This window comes from Enterobacter asburiae, from assembly GCF_001521715.1.
GTDB lineage: Bacteria > Pseudomonadota > Gammaproteobacteria > Enterobacterales > Enterobacteriaceae > Enterobacter > Enterobacter asburiae.
On record NZ_CP011863.1, the window covers coordinates 261,308 to 277,729 of the forward strand.

The 16,422-nt window shown below is 59.7% G+C and carries 16 protein-coding genes; 3 read left to right on the plus strand and 13 right to left on the minus strand.

Annotation, left to right across the window (positions count from 1 at the left end; all coding sequences use genetic code 11):
- Positions 1 to 2: 2 nt before the first annotated feature.
- Both ACJ69_RS01250 and ACJ69_RS01255 read left to right on the plus strand, forming a co-directional pair.
- Entirely contained in the window at positions 3 to 773 is a 771-nt protein-coding gene (locus ACJ69_RS01250; RefSeq protein WP_024906954.1) for a (S)-acetoin forming diacetyl reductase, read from the plus strand.
- A gap of 131 nt (positions 774 to 904) precedes the next feature.
- Entirely contained in the window at positions 905 to 1,378 is a 474-nt protein-coding gene (locus tag ACJ69_RS01255) for a cold-shock protein (RefSeq protein ID WP_023310683.1), read from the plus strand.
- Between the two features lie 108 nt (positions 1,379 to 1,486).
- On the opposite strand, the gene ACJ69_RS01260 is transcribed toward ACJ69_RS01255, so the two are convergent.
- The 5 genes from ACJ69_RS01260 to ACJ69_RS01280 all read right to left on the minus strand — a co-directional run bounded on the left by ACJ69_RS01260 (position 1,487) and on the right by ACJ69_RS01280 (position 6,492).
- Positions 1,487 to 2,191, minus strand: a complete 705-nt coding sequence (locus ACJ69_RS01260) for an ABC transporter ATP-binding protein (protein ID WP_054830163.1) — start codon at positions 2,189 to 2,191, stop codon at positions 1,487 to 1,489.
- A complete protein-coding gene (locus ACJ69_RS01265) occupies positions 2,178 to 3,014 on the minus strand; it encodes an ABC transporter ATP-binding protein (RefSeq protein ID WP_059346301.1) in 837 nt (278 codons plus the stop codon). Before ACJ69_RS01265 ends, ACJ69_RS01260 begins: the two co-directional genes overlap by 14 nt.
- Entirely contained in the window at positions 3,007 to 3,840 is an 834-nt protein-coding gene (locus ACJ69_RS01270; RefSeq protein ID WP_059346302.1) for an ABC transporter permease, read from the minus strand. The genes ACJ69_RS01265 and ACJ69_RS01270 overlap by 8 nt, the downstream gene beginning before the upstream one ends.
- Complete coding sequence (locus ACJ69_RS01275; RefSeq protein WP_059346303.1) at positions 3,840 to 4,853, minus strand: ABC transporter permease; 1,014 nt, start codon at positions 4,851 to 4,853, stop codon at positions 3,840 to 3,842. The genes ACJ69_RS01270 and ACJ69_RS01275 overlap by 1 nt, the downstream gene beginning before the upstream one ends.
- A gap of 70 nt (positions 4,854 to 4,923) precedes the next feature.
- The gene (locus ACJ69_RS01280) at positions 4,924 to 6,492 is read right to left on the minus strand and encodes an ABC transporter substrate-binding protein (RefSeq protein WP_059346304.1); all 1,569 of its coding nucleotides are present in this window, start codon (positions 6,490 to 6,492) and stop codon (positions 4,924 to 4,926) included.
- A 201-nt stretch (positions 6,493 to 6,693) separates the two neighbouring features.
- Here ACJ69_RS01280 and ACJ69_RS01285 point away from each other — a divergent pair, with 201 nt between their 5' ends.
- On the plus strand, positions 6,694 to 7,392 hold the full coding sequence (locus tag ACJ69_RS01285) for a GNAT family N-acetyltransferase (RefSeq protein ID WP_059346305.1): 699 nt from the start codon (positions 6,694 to 6,696) through the stop codon (positions 7,390 to 7,392).
- A 33-nt stretch (positions 7,393 to 7,425) separates the two neighbouring features.
- Here the strand turns inward: ACJ69_RS01285 and ACJ69_RS01290 are convergent, their stop codons facing one another.
- The 8 genes from ACJ69_RS01290 to betI all read right to left on the minus strand — a co-directional run bounded on the left by ACJ69_RS01290 (position 7,426) and on the right by betI (position 16,368).
- A complete protein-coding gene (locus tag ACJ69_RS01290; protein ID WP_059346306.1) occupies positions 7,426 to 9,120 on the minus strand; it encodes a thiamine pyrophosphate-binding protein in 1,695 nt (564 codons plus the stop codon).
- A gap of 33 nt (positions 9,121 to 9,153) precedes the next feature.
- On the minus strand, positions 9,154 to 9,894 hold the full coding sequence (locus ACJ69_RS01295; protein WP_059346307.1) for an SDR family oxidoreductase: 741 nt from the start codon (positions 9,892 to 9,894) through the stop codon (positions 9,154 to 9,156).
- A 330-nt stretch (positions 9,895 to 10,224) separates the two neighbouring features.
- Complete coding sequence (locus tag ACJ69_RS01300) at positions 10,225 to 10,872, minus strand: anti-sigma factor (protein WP_059346308.1); 648 nt, start codon at positions 10,870 to 10,872, stop codon at positions 10,225 to 10,227.
- Complete coding sequence (locus ACJ69_RS01305) at positions 10,869 to 11,423, minus strand: RNA polymerase sigma factor (protein WP_059346309.1); 555 nt, start codon at positions 11,421 to 11,423, stop codon at positions 10,869 to 10,871. The genes ACJ69_RS01300 and ACJ69_RS01305 overlap by 4 nt, the downstream gene beginning before the upstream one ends.
- Before the next feature lie 43 nt (positions 11,424 to 11,466).
- On the minus strand, positions 11,467 to 12,030 hold the full coding sequence (locus tag ACJ69_RS01310; RefSeq protein ID WP_054830164.1) for a fasciclin domain-containing protein: 564 nt from the start codon (positions 12,028 to 12,030) through the stop codon (positions 11,467 to 11,469).
- 586 nt (positions 12,031 to 12,616) lie between these two features.
- Positions 12,617 to 14,281 carry a choline dehydrogenase gene (gene betA / locus ACJ69_RS01315; protein WP_059346310.1) on the minus strand — a complete coding sequence of 555 codons (1,665 nt, stop codon included), beginning with the start codon at positions 14,279 to 14,281 and terminating at the stop codon, positions 12,617 to 12,619.
- 13 nt (positions 14,282 to 14,294) lie between these two features.
- Positions 14,295 to 15,767, minus strand: a complete 1,473-nt coding sequence (gene betB / locus ACJ69_RS01320) for a betaine-aldehyde dehydrogenase (RefSeq protein ID WP_059346311.1) — start codon at positions 15,765 to 15,767, stop codon at positions 14,295 to 14,297.
- Positions 15,768 to 15,780: 13 nt separating this feature from the next.
- Entirely contained in the window at positions 15,781 to 16,368 is a 588-nt protein-coding gene (gene betI, locus ACJ69_RS01325) for a transcriptional regulator BetI (protein ID WP_059346312.1), read from the minus strand.
- Between the last annotated feature and the right edge of the window lie 54 nt (positions 16,369 to 16,422).

A 16,422-nucleotide genomic window follows, 5' to 3' on the forward strand; every position in this document is an offset into this window, starting at 1 on the left:
AAATGCAAAAAGTTGCTCTCGTAACAGGCTCAGGCCAGGGGATTGGTAAAGCGATCGCGCTTCGACTGGTGAAAGACGGCTTTGCCGTCGCCATCGCCGACTATAACGTTGAGACGGCAAGAGCCGTCGCCGATGAAATCATCCGTAACGGCGGCAACGCCGTCGCCGTGAAGGTCGATGTCTCTGACCGCGAACAGGTATTTGCGGCGGTTGAGAAAGCGCGCACCGCGCTGGGCGGCTTTAACGTTATCGTGAATAACGCCGGGATTGCGCCGTCTACCCCCATCGAATCCATCACGCCGGACATTGTCGACAAGGTTTACAACATCAATGTGAAAGGGGTGATCTGGGGGATCCAGGCCGCGATTGACGCCTTCCGCAAAGAGGGGCACGGCGGCAAGATCATCAACGCCTGCTCCCAGGCGGGCCACACCGGCAACCCTGAACTGGCGGTCTACAGTTCCAGCAAGTTCGCGGTGCGCGGCTTAACCCAGACCGCGGCACGGGATCTCGCGCCGCTGGGGATCACCGTTAACGCCTACTGCCCTGGCATCGTCAAAACGCCGATGTGGGCGGAAATCGACCGTCAGGTCTCCGAGGCGGCGGGTAAACCGCTCGGCTACGGGACTGAAACCTTTGCCAAACGCATTACGCTTGGCCGTCTGTCCGAGCCGGAAGACGTGGCCGCCTGCGTTTCATACCTGGCAGGCCCGGATTCCGACTACATGACCGGCCAGTCGCTCTTAATTGATGGTGGAATGGTGTTTAATTAAATTCTAATAAGCTCTGACATGAGTTTTCCCCTGCACCCGTGCAGGGGCTTTTTTTTGTCTCCTCCGTCATTGTGCATTACACTGCGCGCTGCAAAACTTTAGTCATTACGATCTGACAGGCGGTAACAGCGATGAACGGTACAATCACAACGTGGTTTAAAGATAAAGGCTTTGGATTTATCAAAGATGAAAACGGCGACAACCGCTATTTTCATGTGATTAAGGTCGCGAACCCCGATCTGATTAAGAAAGATGCCGCGGTGACCTTTGAGCCGACCACCAACAACAAAGGCCTTTCCGCCTATGCGGTGAAGGTGATCCCCGAAAGCAAACATCTCTTTATTGCGGGCGAGCGCGTGAAGCTCTCCTCGATCAAATCCTTCGTGGTGTTTAACGAAGAAGAGCCGGCTGATACCAAAATCGACAAAGAGAACGCGGTGCTGTCGGTGGGGCTGCTGATGAACAGCATCAAGCCGAAATCCGAGAAAAAGCCGGGCGAAATGCGCACGGTGAAGAAGCTGGCGATCACCACCTTCCAGAATACGACGCTGATCTTCACCGAAGATGAGATCGACATTGATGCCACGGTGAAGCTGCTTAAGTAACGTTTTGCCGGGTGGCGGCGATGCCTTACCCGGCCTACGAAAAACCATCAACGCGGCACGAAACGTAGGCCCGGTAAGCGCAGCGCCACCGGGCATCGCCGCGCGCGCTTACCCCATCCGGTGCTCGCCCCGCAACATCGCCTCGCGGTCAAACACCCTCTGGATCTCCCCGTGAGCCATAAACGCCGCCCGGTCGGACATATGCGCAATCACGTCCGCATCGTGGCTCACCAGCAGGTAGGTCATGCCGTGCTCGGCTTTCAGGCGATTGAGCAGGTTCAGGATCTCCGCTTGCACCGACATATCCAGCGCCGAGGTCGGCTCGTCCAGCAGCAGAAGCTGCGGGCGCAGCAGCAGCGCGCGGGCAATCGCCACGCGCTGGCGCTGTCCGCCGGAAAGCTGATGCGGATAACGCTTGCCCGCCTCAGCGGAAAGCCCCACCTGCTGCAGCGCATCCGCCACTTTCTCCGCAATCTGCGTTTCGCCGTGGATGTTTAACGGCTCCGACAGCGTGCGCGCAACGGTGTGGTTCGGGTGCAGCGACGCCCACGGATCCTGAAACACCATCTGCACGTTGCGGCGAAGCTCGCCTTCAAAACGTAGCCCAGGCCGAAGCGCGTCTCCCAGGAGCGAAATGCGGCCGTTCCACTCGCGCTGCAGCCCCGCCAGCACGCGCAGAATAGTCGATTTCCCGCATCCGGATTCGCCGATCAGGCTGAAGGTTTCGCCTTTCTCGATGGCAAAGCTGGCGGCGGACACCGCCGTTTTCTCCCCGAAGCTCACCTGGAGAGCGTTAACCTCAACGAGCGTCATTATCGGCCTCCTTCCACGGCTGCGTGCGGTCCAGCGTCGGCAGCATCTGGCCGAACGTTTCCGCATTGGGTCGGCAGGTCCACAGGGTGCGGGTGTACGGGTGCGTCGCCTGGGGCAGCCGGTTCGCCGCCATCTCATCGACCTTCTCGCCCTGGTACATCACCAGCACGCGGTCACAGTGTTCCGCCACCAGCGGCAGATCGTGGCTGATTAACAGCATCGCCATCTGGCGCTCTTCGCTCTGCTGCACCAGCAGTTCGAGGATCTGGTTGCGCAGGCGGGCGTCCAGCGCGGAGGTGGGTTCGTCGGCAATCAGCACCTGCGGGTTGTTGATCAGCGCAATGGCAATCATCACCCGCTGGCCCATGCCGCCGGAGAGTTCGCCGGGGTAGCGCGTGAGGACATGTTCGTTGAGCCCGACGGCGCGGATAATGTCGTGAATGCGCGCCAGGCGCTCGGCGCGGGGCAGGCGCTGATGCAGGGTCAGCGCCTCATCAAGCTGAGCGGCGACGTTTTGCACCGGATTCAGCGCGTAGCGCGGGTCCTGCAGGACCATCGCAATCCCGTTACCGCGCAGCGCCTGCCAGCGGCGGGTGCTCAGGGTCAGCAGGTCGTTGTCGAGCACGTTAAGCCGGTTCGCGCTCACGATGCCGGGCTTACGCACCAGCCCCATCAGGGCGCGGGCGGACATCGATTTGCCCGAGCCGGATTCCCCCACCAGCGCCAGCCGCTCGTTGCCCAGCGTGAAGCTCAGGCTGTTGACCACGCGCGCGGCGGGGTAGTCGATATTCAGCGCATCGACGATGACGCGTTGTTCAGTCATGCTGTGGCTCCAGTACGTCGCGCAGGCCATCGCCCAGCAGGTTAAAGGCCAGGCTGGCAAACAGAATCGCACCACCCGGAACGGCGGCAATCCACCACTGGTCGAAAATGACCTGCATGCCGTCGGCAATCATCGCGCCCCATTCGGCCATTGGAGGGCGTGCGCCAAGGCCGAGGAAGCCCAGACCGGCAGCCGCCAGAATAATCCCCGCCAGATCCAGCGCCAGACGCACAATCGCGGACGGCAGGCACAGGGGCAGAATATGCCCGACCAGCAGGCGCGGGCCGCGAATGCCCATCATCTCGGCGGCGGCGAGATAGTCGCTGTGGCGCAGGCGCTGAATTTCACTCCGCGCCTGCCGCGCGTAGGCGGGCCAGGTGGTTAAGGCCAGCGCCAGCGCGCCGTTAACCAGCCCCGGGCCAAGCATCGCCACAAACGCGAAGGCGAGGATCAGGCGCGGCATCGACATCACCACGTCGGTAAAGCGCATCAGGATGCGCTCCATCCAGCCGCCATAGTAGCCGGACAAAATCCCCACCAGCAGCCCGGCGGGCAGGGTGATTACGGTGACTAACGCCACCAGCCCGAGCGCCGGACGGGTGCCGTAAATCAGGCGCGAAAGCAGGTCGCGCCCGTAGCTGTCGGTGCCCAGCCAGTGCTGGCTGTTCGGTGCCTGCAGGCGCGCGGCGGCGTCCTGCCAGTTCGGGTCAAGCGGCGCTAGCCACGGCGCGAACAGGGCGATAGCTACCAGCAGCGCGATGGCAATCAGCCCGCAAAACGCGGCGGGGGAGCGGCGCAGGCGGCGTAAGAAAAGATAAAACGGCATCAGCGCACCCTGGGATCGGTCGCCCGCACGAGCAGGTCGGTAAGGTTATTGATCAGCACAAAGCAGACGCCAATCAGCAGCGTGCCGCCCATGACGGCGGTGGTGTCTCCGGCGAACAGGGCGGTGGTGAGGTAGCGCCCGATTCCCGGCCAGGAGAAGACGGTTTCGGTCAGTACCGCGCCTTCCAGCATGCTGGTGTAGGCCAGCGCGATCACCGTCAGCAGGGTGCCGCGAATGTTCGGCAGCACGTGGCGCAGCAGGATGGCTATCTCCCCGGCGCCCTTGGCGCGGGCAAGCAGGATGTACTCTTTGTTCATTTCGCTCAGGCAGGCGGAACGCGTCAGGCGCGTGATGCTCGCCAGCGAGTAATAGGCCAGCAGCAGCACCGGCAGCACCAGGTGGCTGAGGGCGTTGCGGAACGCCTCGCGATCGCCGGAAAGCCAGGTATCCACCAGCGCAAAGCCGGTGCGCGGCTCGACGGTAAACTGCCAGATATCATCCAGCCTGCCGGGACCCGCGCTCCACTGCAGCTTCGCGTAGAACAGGGCCAGCATCAGCAGGCCGAGCCAGAAAATGGGCACCGAGTTGCCGAGCAGGGTGAGGGTTCTGATGGCGAGATCGAGCGGTGAACCGGCGTAGCGGGCGCACAGCACCCCGGCAATCACGCCGAGCACGGCGCCGATGATTAAGGCCAGCGTCGCCAGCTCCAGCGTGGCGGGGAACGCGTGCAGCAGGTCCTGCAGCACCGGCTGCCCGGTGGCGGTGGCCGTGCCTAAATCACCGTGGGCAAGATTTTGCAGGTAGTGCCAGAACTGCACGGGCAGGGGGCGATCCAGCCCAAGCTGGTGGCGAACCTGATCGTAGGTTGACTGGCTGGCGTGATCGCCCACGATCTGCAGCACGCGATCGACAGGTGAAAACGCCGACAGCGCAAACGTGACGAGCAGCAGCCCGAGGAGCGTGAGCAGCAGGGTCAGCAGACCCTGGAGCACGCGGGTGGAAAGATGTGGCATGGGAAAACATTATCCTGAAAATATGCACGGACGACCCCCTCTCCCTCTGGGAGAGGGAGAAGGAGAAGGGCTACTTCGTTACGCGATCGTACCAGACCATATCCGCGTTCAGCCCCTGCTGATACCCCTTCACGTTATCGCGCACCACGATCTGGGTTTTACCCTGATCGACGAACACGTACGGCGAACTCTGCTGCAGCTGCTCCTGCATCGTCTTATACAGATCCAGACGCTTCGCCGGATCCGGCTCGGCTACCGCCGCCAGCGTGGCTTTGTTCAGCTCCGGGATTTTCCAGCCGTTCAGCCCGGCCACGGTGCTGGATTTGCCGTCGTTCCACGCAAAGGCGCTGGCGTTAGAGTGCGCGTCGAAATAGTCCGGGATCCACAGACGGATCGCCGCCTGATGCTGCTTCGCGCGCACGCGGGCATAGACCTGGCTCCCGGCGGCAGGCAGCAGATCGACCTTCACGCCGCCCTGAGCAAAGCTCGCCTGCATGGACTGGGCGATGGTGATAAACGGCGGCTTGTTCTCCACGTCCAGCGTGAAGTGCGCGTCTTTAATGCCCGCTTTGGCGAGAATGGCTTTCGCTTTTGCCGGGTCAAACTTAAACGGGTTGTCTTCCAGCGCGCCCGGCAGCCCGACCGGCAGGAAGCTCTGGTGAACAAAGTACTGGCCTTTCAGCAGGTTTTTGGTGATACCCTCATAGTCCACCAGCCAGCGCGAGGCTTCCCAGAACGCCGGGTTGTTCAGCAGCGGGTTGGCGCTGTTGCCGGTGTTAAACACCAGGTAATTTTGCTCGGCGGACGGAATGCTCAGCACCTTAACGCCCGGCTTGTCGTCCAGGGCGCTTATCTGATCTGCACCGAGATCGCGCGCCACGTCCGCATCACCCTGCTGGATCAGCAGTCGGCGCGAAGCCGGGTCGGGGACGTTTTTAATGATGATGCTTTTGAGCTTCGGCGCACCGCCGGGGGCGGAGTCGTTGGCTTCCAGCACGATAGCCTGATGCGGCTGATAGACGCGCATTTTGAACGCTCCGCTGCCCGCCGAGTGCATTTTCAGCCAGGCGTTACCAAAGTCATTATCCTTCACGTTTGCCGCGACCTGCTTTTCATCGACGATGGAGGCAATCGGCGTGGAGAGAATATTCAGCGCCACCGACGGGCTAACGTCCGCCGTCCAGTGAAGCTGGAGGGTATGGTCGTCCACCTTTTTCAGCTGGCTGGCGATGTTGCTCGCGTCCCAGCCCAGCACGTTCAGGATGAATGCCGGGGATTTGTTCAGCGTCACGGCGCGGGTGTAAGAGAAAATCACGTCTTCCGGGCGCAGCGGGTTGCCGGAGGCGAATCTGGCATCGGGCTTAAGTTTGATCGTCAGCGTTTTTGCTGCCGCGTCCGCTTCCCAGCTTTCTGCCAAAATTGGGGTGATTTTTTCCGGGTTATCGCGGTCCGGCTGTACCAGGCGCTGATACAGGCTAGGCACGGTCTGGATGCTGGAAAGCTCGTTGGCTTCGGCCGGGTCGAGGCTCACGATGTCATCAAGCCCCTGGGCAACAACCAGCGTGTTGGGCGGAGTAGCGGCGTGGACAGCGCCTGAGAGCGCAGCCAGCACCAGTAACGGCAACAGTTTTTTCGTCATAGCGATCCCTGAGAAGAATATATTGTGATTGTTTTATGCTCCGCTACGTTAGGTCGACTCTTAAATTCCGCAAAGTCGAAATTCAGCTTTGCTTATATCTTGCGGGAATATCGCATGCGCTCGGGCTATTAAAATACGCTGCTTTTCGCCCGCTTTTTAACCTGCTATAACAAACTCCTTACCTTTCAGGGAGTCACCGCCGTGCCCGAAATCAATCAACATGGTCAAACCGTTAACGATATCGTTCCAGACTGGAGAGGCGCGCGCGTATTAACCCGCACGCCGCTGTTCGGCCAGTATTGCCGCCTGGAGCCGCTGGATGACGATCGCCACGCGGCCGATCTCTATGAGGCCTACGCGCTGGGCGACGACAGCGACTGGACGTGGCTTGCCAGCACGCAGCCAGCGAGCGTGGAAGCCACCGCGCACTGGATCGTGGCTAAGGTTATGGACGATGAGCTGGTGCCGTTTGCCGTCATTGATTTACGCACCGAACGCGCGGTGGGGCTGGTGAGCTATATGGCTAACGAGCGGCTGCTGGGGTCGGTGGAGATCGGGCACGTGACCTGGTCGCGCAAGATGAAAGGAACCCGGATGGGTACCGAAACGGTGTGGCTGCTGCTGAAAAATGCGTTTGAGCACGGCTACCGGCGCGTCGAGTGGAAGTGCGATTCCATGAACATTGCGTCACGCAATGCGGCGGAGCGGCTGGGATTTGTCTGGGAAGGACGCCTGCGCCAGAAGCTGGTGCGCAAAGGGCGCAACCGCGACAGCGATATGCTTTCTATTATTGACGGCGAATGGCCGCAAAGAGACGCCGAGCTGCGCGCCTGGCTGGCGGCGGAGAATTTTGACGGGGAAGGGCGGCAGATTAAGCGGCTTGAGGCGTTTCGGTTATAAGTGTTTTATGTAGGGTACATCTGAAACGGTCGATCAATCTGCGGAAATGGCAATTTCAATCAAATTGGTTTTTCCGGACTGTAGCCCCTGCGTCACCGCCGTGGCGATATCCGCGGCCTGGGTCACCTGGCAGCAGCGGATACCCATCGCGGCGCCCAGCGACTGGAAATCAATTCGCGGGTTAATCAGATCCATCCCGATAAAACGACCCAGCTTTGTCGAACTGTAGCCCGGCTGTCCTTTCATGAAGTTTTTCAGGATGTTGTACTCCAGGTTATTCATCACGATAAAGGTGACGGGCAGATTTTCGTGCGCCGCCGTCCAGAGCGCCTGCGGCGAGTACAGGGAGGCGCCGTCGCCAACCAGACACACAACCGGCTCGCGCCCCAGCCCCAGCGAGTGACCGACTGCTGCAGGCATTCCCCAGCCCAGACCGCCGCCGCGCATAAAGTAATAGCGCGGGTGCTGCTGGTCGGAGATAAACCGGCGAACGTGTCTGGCCGTTGCAATCGCTTCGTCGACAATCGTTATGCCAGGCGGAACGGACTTTATCACCTCGTAGGCCGCGACCATCGGCGAAATCGCCGGGCGCAGCCGCTCGGCTGCCAGGCGCTCTTCCTGCAGTTGCCACTCTTTTTCACGTTCTGCGCGTGCCGCTTTGAGCAGCCGCTGATGCGTCAATTTGCTTGCCACCCGGCGTTGCTCAAGCTTCGGCAACAGTTCCTTCAGGGAGAGTTTTATATCCCCCATCACCGAGAGGCGGGTGGCGTAGGTGCGTCCCAGCTCGTTCATATCCGCCGAGAGCTGATACACCGCGCAGGTTTCCGGAATGGCCTCGCCCTCGCTATACAAAATGGTAATCAGGCTTCTGCCGCCGATGATAAACACCGCATCGTAGGCATTAACGACGCTGGCGATTTCATTTGCGGTGGTGGGCATATTGCCGCGCCAGAGCGCGTGCTGCGTGGGGAAGGGCAAATTCAACGGCCAGGAGGAGCCGTAGACGTGGGCACCGAGCGCTTCCGCAAGCTGGACAATCTCCTGCGTCGAGCCGCTGGAGTGAACTTCATCCCCCGCCACAATCATGATCCTGCCGGGCGTAACCTGGCTCAACTCTTCGGCCAGTTCGTCCAGCGAGCCCGCCACGGTGTGGTAGTTCACTTTAGAGGCCGTTTGTATCCCGGCGTCGCTCAGCTCTTCCATCACGTTCATTGGCAGGGATAGCAGCACCGGACCCGCGGGAGGGTAGCTGGCGGCGTGAAAGGCGCGGCGCACAAGAACCGGGAGCTGATCGGCGCTGGTGACCTCCTGCGCCCATTTCACCACCGGCGATCCAATGGAGACAATGTCATCGTACAGGAGCGGGTCGCGCACGTAGTGCCGCGTGTCCTGTTGCCCGACGGTGACAACCAGCGGCGTTTTCATGATCCGCGAATTAATGAGATTCCCCATGCCGTGCCCAAGACCGCTGGCGGTATGCAAATTGATAAAACCGGTCTTGCCGGAGGCTTTCGCGTAGCCGTCTGCAATGGCGACCACGCTGCTCTCCTGGAGTGCCAGAATATAGTGAATATTTTCATGGCGAAGAAGGGCATCAATGAGCGGGAGTTCGGTGGTTCCGGGGTTGCCAAAAATATATTCCACACCTTCACTCTCCAGCACTTCAAGGAGAATATCGGCACCCGATCGCATATTTAAATCTGATATGGACGTTAATGATTTAATCATAATGACACCTCATTCAGCGTTATTTAACTCATGCTAAAATTCTTCCTGCGTAGGACGGACAATTATTTCATTTACATCAACGTCGCCAGGCTGTTCGATAGCAAATAATACGGCTCTGGCAATCGACTCTGCCGGAATAGCCTGCTTATAAAATTCATGCAGGAACTGTTTGCTCGGGGCATCAGAGCTGCCAAACTGCAGCTCGCTTTCAACGGCGCCGGGGGAAATAAGGGTCGTCCGAACGGTTTTCCCCGCTTCCTGACGTAAGCCTTCACTCAGGGCGCGGACGGCGAATTTCGTGGCGCTGTACACCACGCCGCCGGGGGCAAGGACCTTGATACCCGCCACGGAGGCCACGTTAATAAAGTGTCCGCTCCCCTGGCGCTGGAATACCGGGAATGCCGCTGCGATACCGTACAGCACGCCTTTGATATTGGTATCGATCATCCGGTCCCACTCATCGGTTTTCAGCTCGCTGAGGGGGGCAATCGCCATAAAGCCCGCGTTGTTGATCAGCACGTCGACGCGCTGGTACGCGACGACGGCAGCGTCAATCGCGCGCTGAACCTCCTCCTGTCGGGTCACGTCCGCCTTCACGGCAATCGCCCGGCCGCCCTGCTGAATAATGCGATCCACCAGGGCGTTAATTCTCTCCAGACGACGGGCAACCAGCACCAGAGAGAAAGGTTTATTTGCCAGATGAAGGGCAATGGCCTCACCAATACCGCTGCTGGCACCGGTGATAACAACAACTTTGTTTGCACTATTATTCATGATCTTATCTCACTGTTGTGTGATTCAAAAAAAATAAAATGCAGAGAAGGATTAAAGAATGATGACGAATTCTTTAACCCTTTTTAAAAATATATTGTATATATCGAATTAAATAGCATTCGATTTAAACTTAATGGAGTTGCAGGGAGAGTGTCAATAAAGTTTCAAATAATAAAATTGATTGCGGTGCTAATATTTAATTCTTATATGTAACAGTCAATATTATGTACAGGATTGAGTATTGAAAAATCTCTCTTTTCTTATCACGCGGGCGTAAAGCCGGGGAAGGCAGATTAAGAGGCGCGCGGCCCTGCGAACAAGGCCGGAGGATTAAATCTTGCCGCTGTACAGCACGGGGCCGGTGGGTTGACCGGTGGGTGATCCCCCCTCAGGTTCAAGGCTTATGGCTATCATCGCGTCAGGGGTAAGGGTGTTGTTCCTGAGGGCAACATGAGTCGGTATATCACTTTGCAGCAGCCCAAGGGATATCGGGGCCTTCCCGGCAGGAATAAGCCAAAGCTGCAGGCTGTTTTGCGCCGCGACAGCGTTCGGTCTGAGAGGGGTGATGCTCAGATACTGGCGGCTACTGTCCGCACTGACGATCCATTGCCCGTGCTGTTGGGCATCGTTGAGCACCATCAGCGGTGCGAGTTCCGGCGTGCGGGTGGAATACCACGCTACCGCGCTAACGGCGGCGATGCCGGCCGCGACCATCCAGCCGAGATAAGGCCGGCTTTGGCGCAAAGGCTTCTTAGGCGGCAGATCGAGGGCGATCCGCTTCCACACCGTCTCGGGTGGGTTAACGGGCGCGAGATGACTGTCGAGCGTGCAGAACGTCTCCTGCCAGTACGCCACGCGGGCGGCCAGACCGGGCTCAGCGGCAAGTCTTTTCTGGAACTGAAGCCGCGCCCCTCCGCGCAGGGTACCGAGGGCATACTCCGCAGCCAGCATGTCATCGCATTTTTCGCTGTCATTCATAGGCCCACGCACTCCCGAAGATGATCCATCGCGCGGCGGATCCAGCTTTTTACCGAGCCCACGGGCTGCTGGAGCCAGTCGGCAATGTCGCTGTGGGACATGCCCTGATAGTAGGCGAGCGTAATGCTCTGGCGCTGTTCATGACTCAAATGATCCAGACAGTGCCTGAGCCGTGCTGCCTGCGCGTCGTCGTGCCAGTTGTTTTGCTCATCGTTTTCGCTCAGCAGACTCTCTTCGGAATACGACTCCTCGCGGGCGGCAGCCCGGGTTTGCCCGCTGCGCAGCCAGTCAACACAGCGGTTGCGAACAATATGCGTAAGCCAGGTCATCGGAGAGCTCAGGGCGGCGTTATAGGTTTCGGCTTTACTCCAGACGGTGACAAAACAGTCGTGAAGGATCTCTTCTGCCCAGGCGCGATGATGAAGCATGCGCAGCGCGACGGCAAACAGGTGAGGCGATGTGAGTCGGTAAAGTTGTTCAAATGCGCGGCGATCGCCGTTAGCGATCGCCTGCATTAATTTCAACTGCTGTTGAGCCTGCGCGTTATCCATGTTTTTCCCGGAAGGCAACGTCACACTTCCGAAGTATAGACAACTACTTAGGCATCAGGACGGTATCAATCACATCGATCACGCCATTTTTCTGATGGACGTCATAGGTACTGATATTCGCCACGTTACCTTTGCCATCCTTGAGCTGAATGTTGTGCGGGCCGTTACTCATGATCCACAGCGGTTGACCGTTAACGGTTTTCAGCTCCGCGTGGCCGCCGTCCTGTTTAATTTTCTGCTCCAGCGCTTTCATATCGTAATTACCCGCAACCACGTGATAGGTCAGGATACTGGTGAGCAGCGCTTTATTTTCCGGCTTCACCAGATTGTCCACCGTACCCGCAGGTAATTTTGCAAATGCCGCATCGGTGGGCGCAAAAACGGTGAAGGGCCCTTTGCTCTGCAGCGTATCCACCAGCCCGGCCGCTTTCACCGCCGCCACCAGCGTGGTGTGATCTTTTGAGTTCACGGCGTTTTCAACAATGTTTTTGCCAGGGAACATTTCCGCTCCGCCCACCATTACGGAGCCAGACGTCATGGCCGCTGATGCGCCTGCGCAGAAGAATAAAGCGCTGGATACGAATGCAACACTGAGTAGCTTTTTCATCATTTATCCTCGGATTAAGGAGCAAAGGCGTTGCTCACATACTCACATACGAGGGCAGGGGGGAAACTGGATGCAGGCAAATGAAAATAAATTTTTGGGGGGGTAGGTTAATCCCCTATGGGGCTGAGGGGGCCCCACAAAGTAATGCCAGCACGGAACAGTCCCCTCGCCCCTCCGGGGAGAGGGTTAGGGTGAGGGGAACATACAGCTGTGGTGGTCATTCCGTTCACTTTATGTTCCTTGCTACTCTGTAACCCCGTAACCGGTGAACGTGCCAGGGTGGCTCAGTCGCCACCACCCTGGCGACCCGGGCTCCCGGCGGTAAATCGCCGCTTCGCGGTGCCCTCGGCGTATTCCTTCCGGCTTATCGGGGACGGGCGGAGGTAACGTCCCTGTAAAGCCCGCCCTCTCGGCGCATCCATGCGCCTCGCCCCGGCCGGAAGGCAAACGCCTCAGCGATTTACAGCCGGACCAGGGCATCGCTGAAAGGCTTCAGTCGTTCTTAAACAACATTATTGCTGCTGCTTAAAAATTACTGGGGATCCCTCAGCCTATGGGGAGAGGGCCAGTGTAAGGAGAAATATTTTCAGCGTCGAACCGGCGCCCCGTTCGCCACATAATACGCCGCGGTGCTCTTCGCCAGCGGCTCGCGCCCGCGGATTGCGTCGGCAATTTTTTCGCCAATCATAATAGTGGTGGCGTTCAGGTTGCCGGTGATGATCTGCGGCATGATCGACGCATCCACCACGCGCAGCCCTTCAAGCCCGTGAACGCGGCCTTCGCCGTCGACCACCGCCATCTCGTCGTAACCCATCTTGCAGGTGCCGCACGGGTGGAAGGCCGTTTCGGCGTGGTTACGCACGAATTCGTCCAGCTGCTCGTCGGTCTGGCATTCGATACCCGGGCTGATTTCGCGACCGCGATATTTGTCCAGCGCGGGCTGGTGCATGATCTCACGCGTGATGCGGATCGCGTCGCGGAACTCCTGCCAGTCCTGCTCGTGGGACATATAGTTGAACAGAATCGCCGGATGCTGGTGCGGATCGCGGGACTTGATGCGCACGTGGCCGCGGCTCGGGGAGCGCATGGAGCCGACGTGGCACTGGAAGCCGTGCTCTTTTACCGCGTTCGAACCGTTGTAGTTAATCGCTACCGGCAGGAAGTGGTACTGAATGTTCGGCCATTCGAACTCTTCGCGGCTGCGGATAAAACCGCCCGCTTCGAAGTGGTTGCTCGCGCCCACGCCGGTGCCGCCAAACAGCCACTCGGCGCCAATCTTCGGCTGGTTCCACCACTGCAGGGCAGGGTAGAGGGAGACCGGCTCTTTGCATTCGTACTGGAGGTACATCTCCAGGTGATCCTGCAGGTTTTCGCCCACGCCGGGCAGGTCGTGCACCAGCGGGATATCGAACTGCTTCAGCAGCTCCGCGTTGCCCACGCCGGAGCGCTGGAGGATCTGCGGGGAGGCAATCGCGCCCGCACACAGCAGCACCTCTTTATTCGCCGTCGCTCTGGACGGGATAGTGCTTTCGCCCTCCAGCCACTCGACGCCCACCGCGCGCTTGCCGTCAAAAATAATATGATCGGTCATGGCGTGGGTGCGGATGGTCAGGTTCGGACGCTGCTTTGCCTGGTCCAGATAGCCGCGCGCGGTGCTGGCGCGTCGGCCCTGCGGCGTGACCGTGCGGTCCATCGGGCCGAAGCCTTCCTGCTGATAGCCGTTGAGATCGTCTGTGCGCGGGTAGCCCGCCTGCACGCCCGCCTCCACCATCGCCTCAAACAGCGGGTTCACGCCCGGTTTCGAGGTGGTGACGCTCACCGGACCGTCGCCGCCGTGATAGTCGTTCGGCCCCACGTCGCGCGTCTCTGCCTTGCGATAGTAGGGCAGGCAGTTGAGGTAGCTCCAGTGCTCAAGGCCAGATTCTTTCGCCCAGTTGTCGAGATCCATCGCGTTACCGCGGATGTAGCACATGCCGTTGATCAGCGACGAGCCGCCCAGCCCTTTGCCGCGTCCGCACTCCATGCGGCGGTTGTTCATGTAAGGCTCTGGCTCGGTTTCATACGCCCAGTTGTAGCGCTTGCCCTGCAGCGGAAACGCCAGCGCGGCGGGCATCTGGGTGCGGAAGTCAAAGCGGTAGTCCGGCCCGCCCGCCTCAAGCAGCAGGACGGTAGTATTCGGATCTTCAGTCAGTCGCGTTGCCAGCACGTTGCCGGCAGAGCCGGCCCCGATAATGATGTAGTCAAATTGCAAATAAACCTCCCGGTTAAAATATGGACTGGAATTTACCCATCTCAACCTGGATGGACTTCACCTGGGTGTAGCTCTGCAGCGTCATCACGCCGTTCTCGCGGCCAATACCGGAGTGTTTGTAACCGCCGACCGGCATCTCTGCGGCGGATTCACCCCAGGTGTTGATCCAGCAGATGCCCGCTTCGAGCTGATGAATGGCGCCGTGCGCGCGGTTCAGGTCGGCAGTGACGATGCCCGCCGCCAGACCGTAGTCGGTGTCGTTGGCGCGGCGAATGGCTTCTTCATCGGATTCATAGGTGAGGATGGACATCACCGGGCCGAAGATCTCTTCGCGCACGATGGTCATCTCGTCGGTGCAGTCGGTGAACACGGTCGGGGCGACCCACGCGCCGTTGTCGAAGCCTTCGCCCCTCAGCGCGTCGCCGCCGCACAGCACGCGCGCGCCTTCCTCTTTGCCTTTGGCGATGTAGCGCAGCACGCTGTCGCGGTGCGGGAAGCTGACCATCGGGCCGAAGTTGGTGCGTTCATCGAACAGATCGCCCGCGCGGATGCGGCCCACGCGCTCGACGATTTTCTGCTCAAACGCGGCCTTGAATTTCGCGGGCACGAACACGCGGGTGCCGTTGGTGCACACCTGGCCGGAGCTGAAGAAGTTCGCCATCATGGCGATGTCTGCCGCGAGATCCAGATCGGCGTCGTCGAAAATAATCAGCGGGGATTTACCGCCCAGCTCCATCGTCACCTCTTTCAGGGACGAGGCCGCCGAGTTGGCCATCACCTTTTTGCCGCTGGCGACGCCGCCGGTGAAGGAGACTTTCGCGATGCCCGGATGCTCGGTCAGGTACTGGCCGGTCTCCGCGCCCACGCCCGGCAGGACGTTAAATACGCCGTCCGGCACGCCCGCTTCGGTGTAGATTTCTGCGAGCTTCAGGGCGGTGAGCGGCGTCACTTCGCTCGGCTTGAAGATCATTGCGTTGCCCGCCGCCAGCGCCGGGGCGGATTTCCACAGGGCGATCTGGATCGGGTAGTTCCACGCCCCGATGCCCGCCACCACGCCCAGCGGCTCGCGGCGGGTGTAGACGAACGAGGTGTCGCGCAGCGGGATCTGGCTGCCTTCCAGCGCCGGGATCAGCCCCGCGTAGTACTCCAGCACGTCCGCGCCGGTGACGATATCGACGGTGGAGGTTTCGGAATACGCTTTACCGGTGTCGAGGGTTTCCAGCTTCGCCAGCTCATCGTTGCGCTCGCGCAGGATATCGACGGCGCGACGCAGAACGCGCGAGCGCTCCATGGCGGTCATCGCCGCCCAGATTTTTTGCCCGCGTTTTGCGCTTTCGACGGCGCGGTCCACGTCTTCGCGTCCGGCGGCCTGTACGCTCGCCAGGACTTCACCGTTGGCCGGGTTGATGGTCTCGAAGGTGCGACCGCTGGTGGCGGAGGTATAACCACCATTGATATAAAGCTGCTGTTCTGCCATTCGGGACATAATTTCTCCTCGGTTATTCGGTCGGTAAATGCTGGCTGATAAAGTGGCTGGTAAGCGACTGCGCCAGGGTTTTATCCAGCGGCTTGCCGCTCAGCGCGGCGCGCAGCCACAGCCCGTCGATCAGGGCCGCCAGGCCGTAGCCCGCCTCTTCGGCCTGTTCTCGCGGCAGCTCACGGCGGAACTCGTACACCAGGTTCGACAGCAGACGACGGCTGCTCACCTGCTGCAGGCGGTACAGCATCGGCTGGTGCATACTGCTCGCCCAGAAGGCCAGCCAGGCCTTCATTGCCGCACTGCTGGTCTGGGTTTCATCAAAATTGCCGCCGACAATTGCCTGCAGGCGCTGCTCCGCGCTGGCGTTCGGCAGGGCGCGTAAGCGGCTCAAAACCGCGTCGCGCAGCTGGCCGGTGATGTCGCGCATGGTCGCTTCCAGCAGACCGTTTTTGTCTTTGAAGTAGTGACTGATGATCCCCGTGGAAACGCCCGCCCGACGGGCGATCTGCGCGATCGTCGCGTCGTGCATTCCCACTTCATTTATTGCTTCCAGCGTGGCGTCGATAAGCTGCCTGCGCCGGATCGGCTGCATCCCCACTTTGGGCATTTTTGCCACTCCATTCATCAGCGTTGGTAATACATTAAAGCGGTTTTTGATTGG

What these genes read in the sequence shown, in the direction of transcription:
- ACJ69_RS01250 (WP_024906954.1), top strand. Translation starts at nt 3, where the DNA reads ATGCAAAAAGTTGCTCTCGTAACAGGCTCAGGCCAGGGGATTGGTAAA.
- ACJ69_RS01255 (WP_023310683.1), top strand. Translation starts at nt 905, where the DNA reads ATGAACGGTACAATCACAACGTGGTTTAAAGATAAAGGCTTTGGATTT.
- ACJ69_RS01260 (WP_054830163.1), bottom strand. Translation starts at nt 2,191, where the DNA reads ATGACGCTCGTTGAGGTTAACGCTCTCCAGGTGAGCTTCGGGGAGAAA.
- ACJ69_RS01265 (WP_059346301.1), bottom strand. Translation starts at nt 3,014, where the DNA reads ATGACTGAACAACGCGTCATCGTCGATGCGCTGAATATCGACTACCCC.
- ACJ69_RS01270 (WP_059346302.1), bottom strand. Translation starts at nt 3,840, where the DNA reads ATGCCGTTTTATCTTTTCTTACGCCGCCTGCGCCGCTCCCCCGCCGCG.
- ACJ69_RS01275 (WP_059346303.1), bottom strand. Translation starts at nt 4,853, where the DNA reads ATGCCACATCTTTCCACCCGCGTGCTCCAGGGTCTGCTGACCCTGCTG.
- ACJ69_RS01280 (WP_059346304.1), bottom strand. Translation starts at nt 6,492, where the DNA reads ATGACGAAAAAACTGTTGCCGTTACTGGTGCTGGCTGCGCTCTCAGGC.
- ACJ69_RS01290 (WP_059346306.1), bottom strand. Translation starts at nt 9,120, where the DNA reads ATGATTAAATCATTAACGTCCATATCAGATTTAAATATGCGATCGGGT.
- ACJ69_RS01295 (WP_059346307.1), bottom strand. Translation starts at nt 9,894, where the DNA reads ATGAATAATAGTGCAAACAAAGTTGTTGTTATCACCGGTGCCAGCAGC.
- ACJ69_RS01300 (WP_059346308.1), bottom strand. Translation starts at nt 10,872, where the DNA reads ATGAATGACAGCGAAAAATGCGATGACATGCTGGCTGCGGAGTATGCC.
- ACJ69_RS01305 (WP_059346309.1), bottom strand. Translation starts at nt 11,423, where the DNA reads ATGGATAACGCGCAGGCTCAACAGCAGTTGAAATTAATGCAGGCGATC.
- ACJ69_RS01310 (WP_054830164.1), bottom strand. Translation starts at nt 12,030, where the DNA reads ATGAAAAAGCTACTCAGTGTTGCATTCGTATCCAGCGCTTTATTCTTC.
- betB (WP_059346311.1), bottom strand. Translation starts at nt 15,767, where the DNA reads ATGTCCCGAATGGCAGAACAGCAGCTTTATATCAATGGTGGTTATACC.
- betI (WP_059346312.1), bottom strand. Translation starts at nt 16,368, where the DNA reads ATGCCCAAAGTGGGGATGCAGCCGATCCGGCGCAGGCAGCTTATCGAC.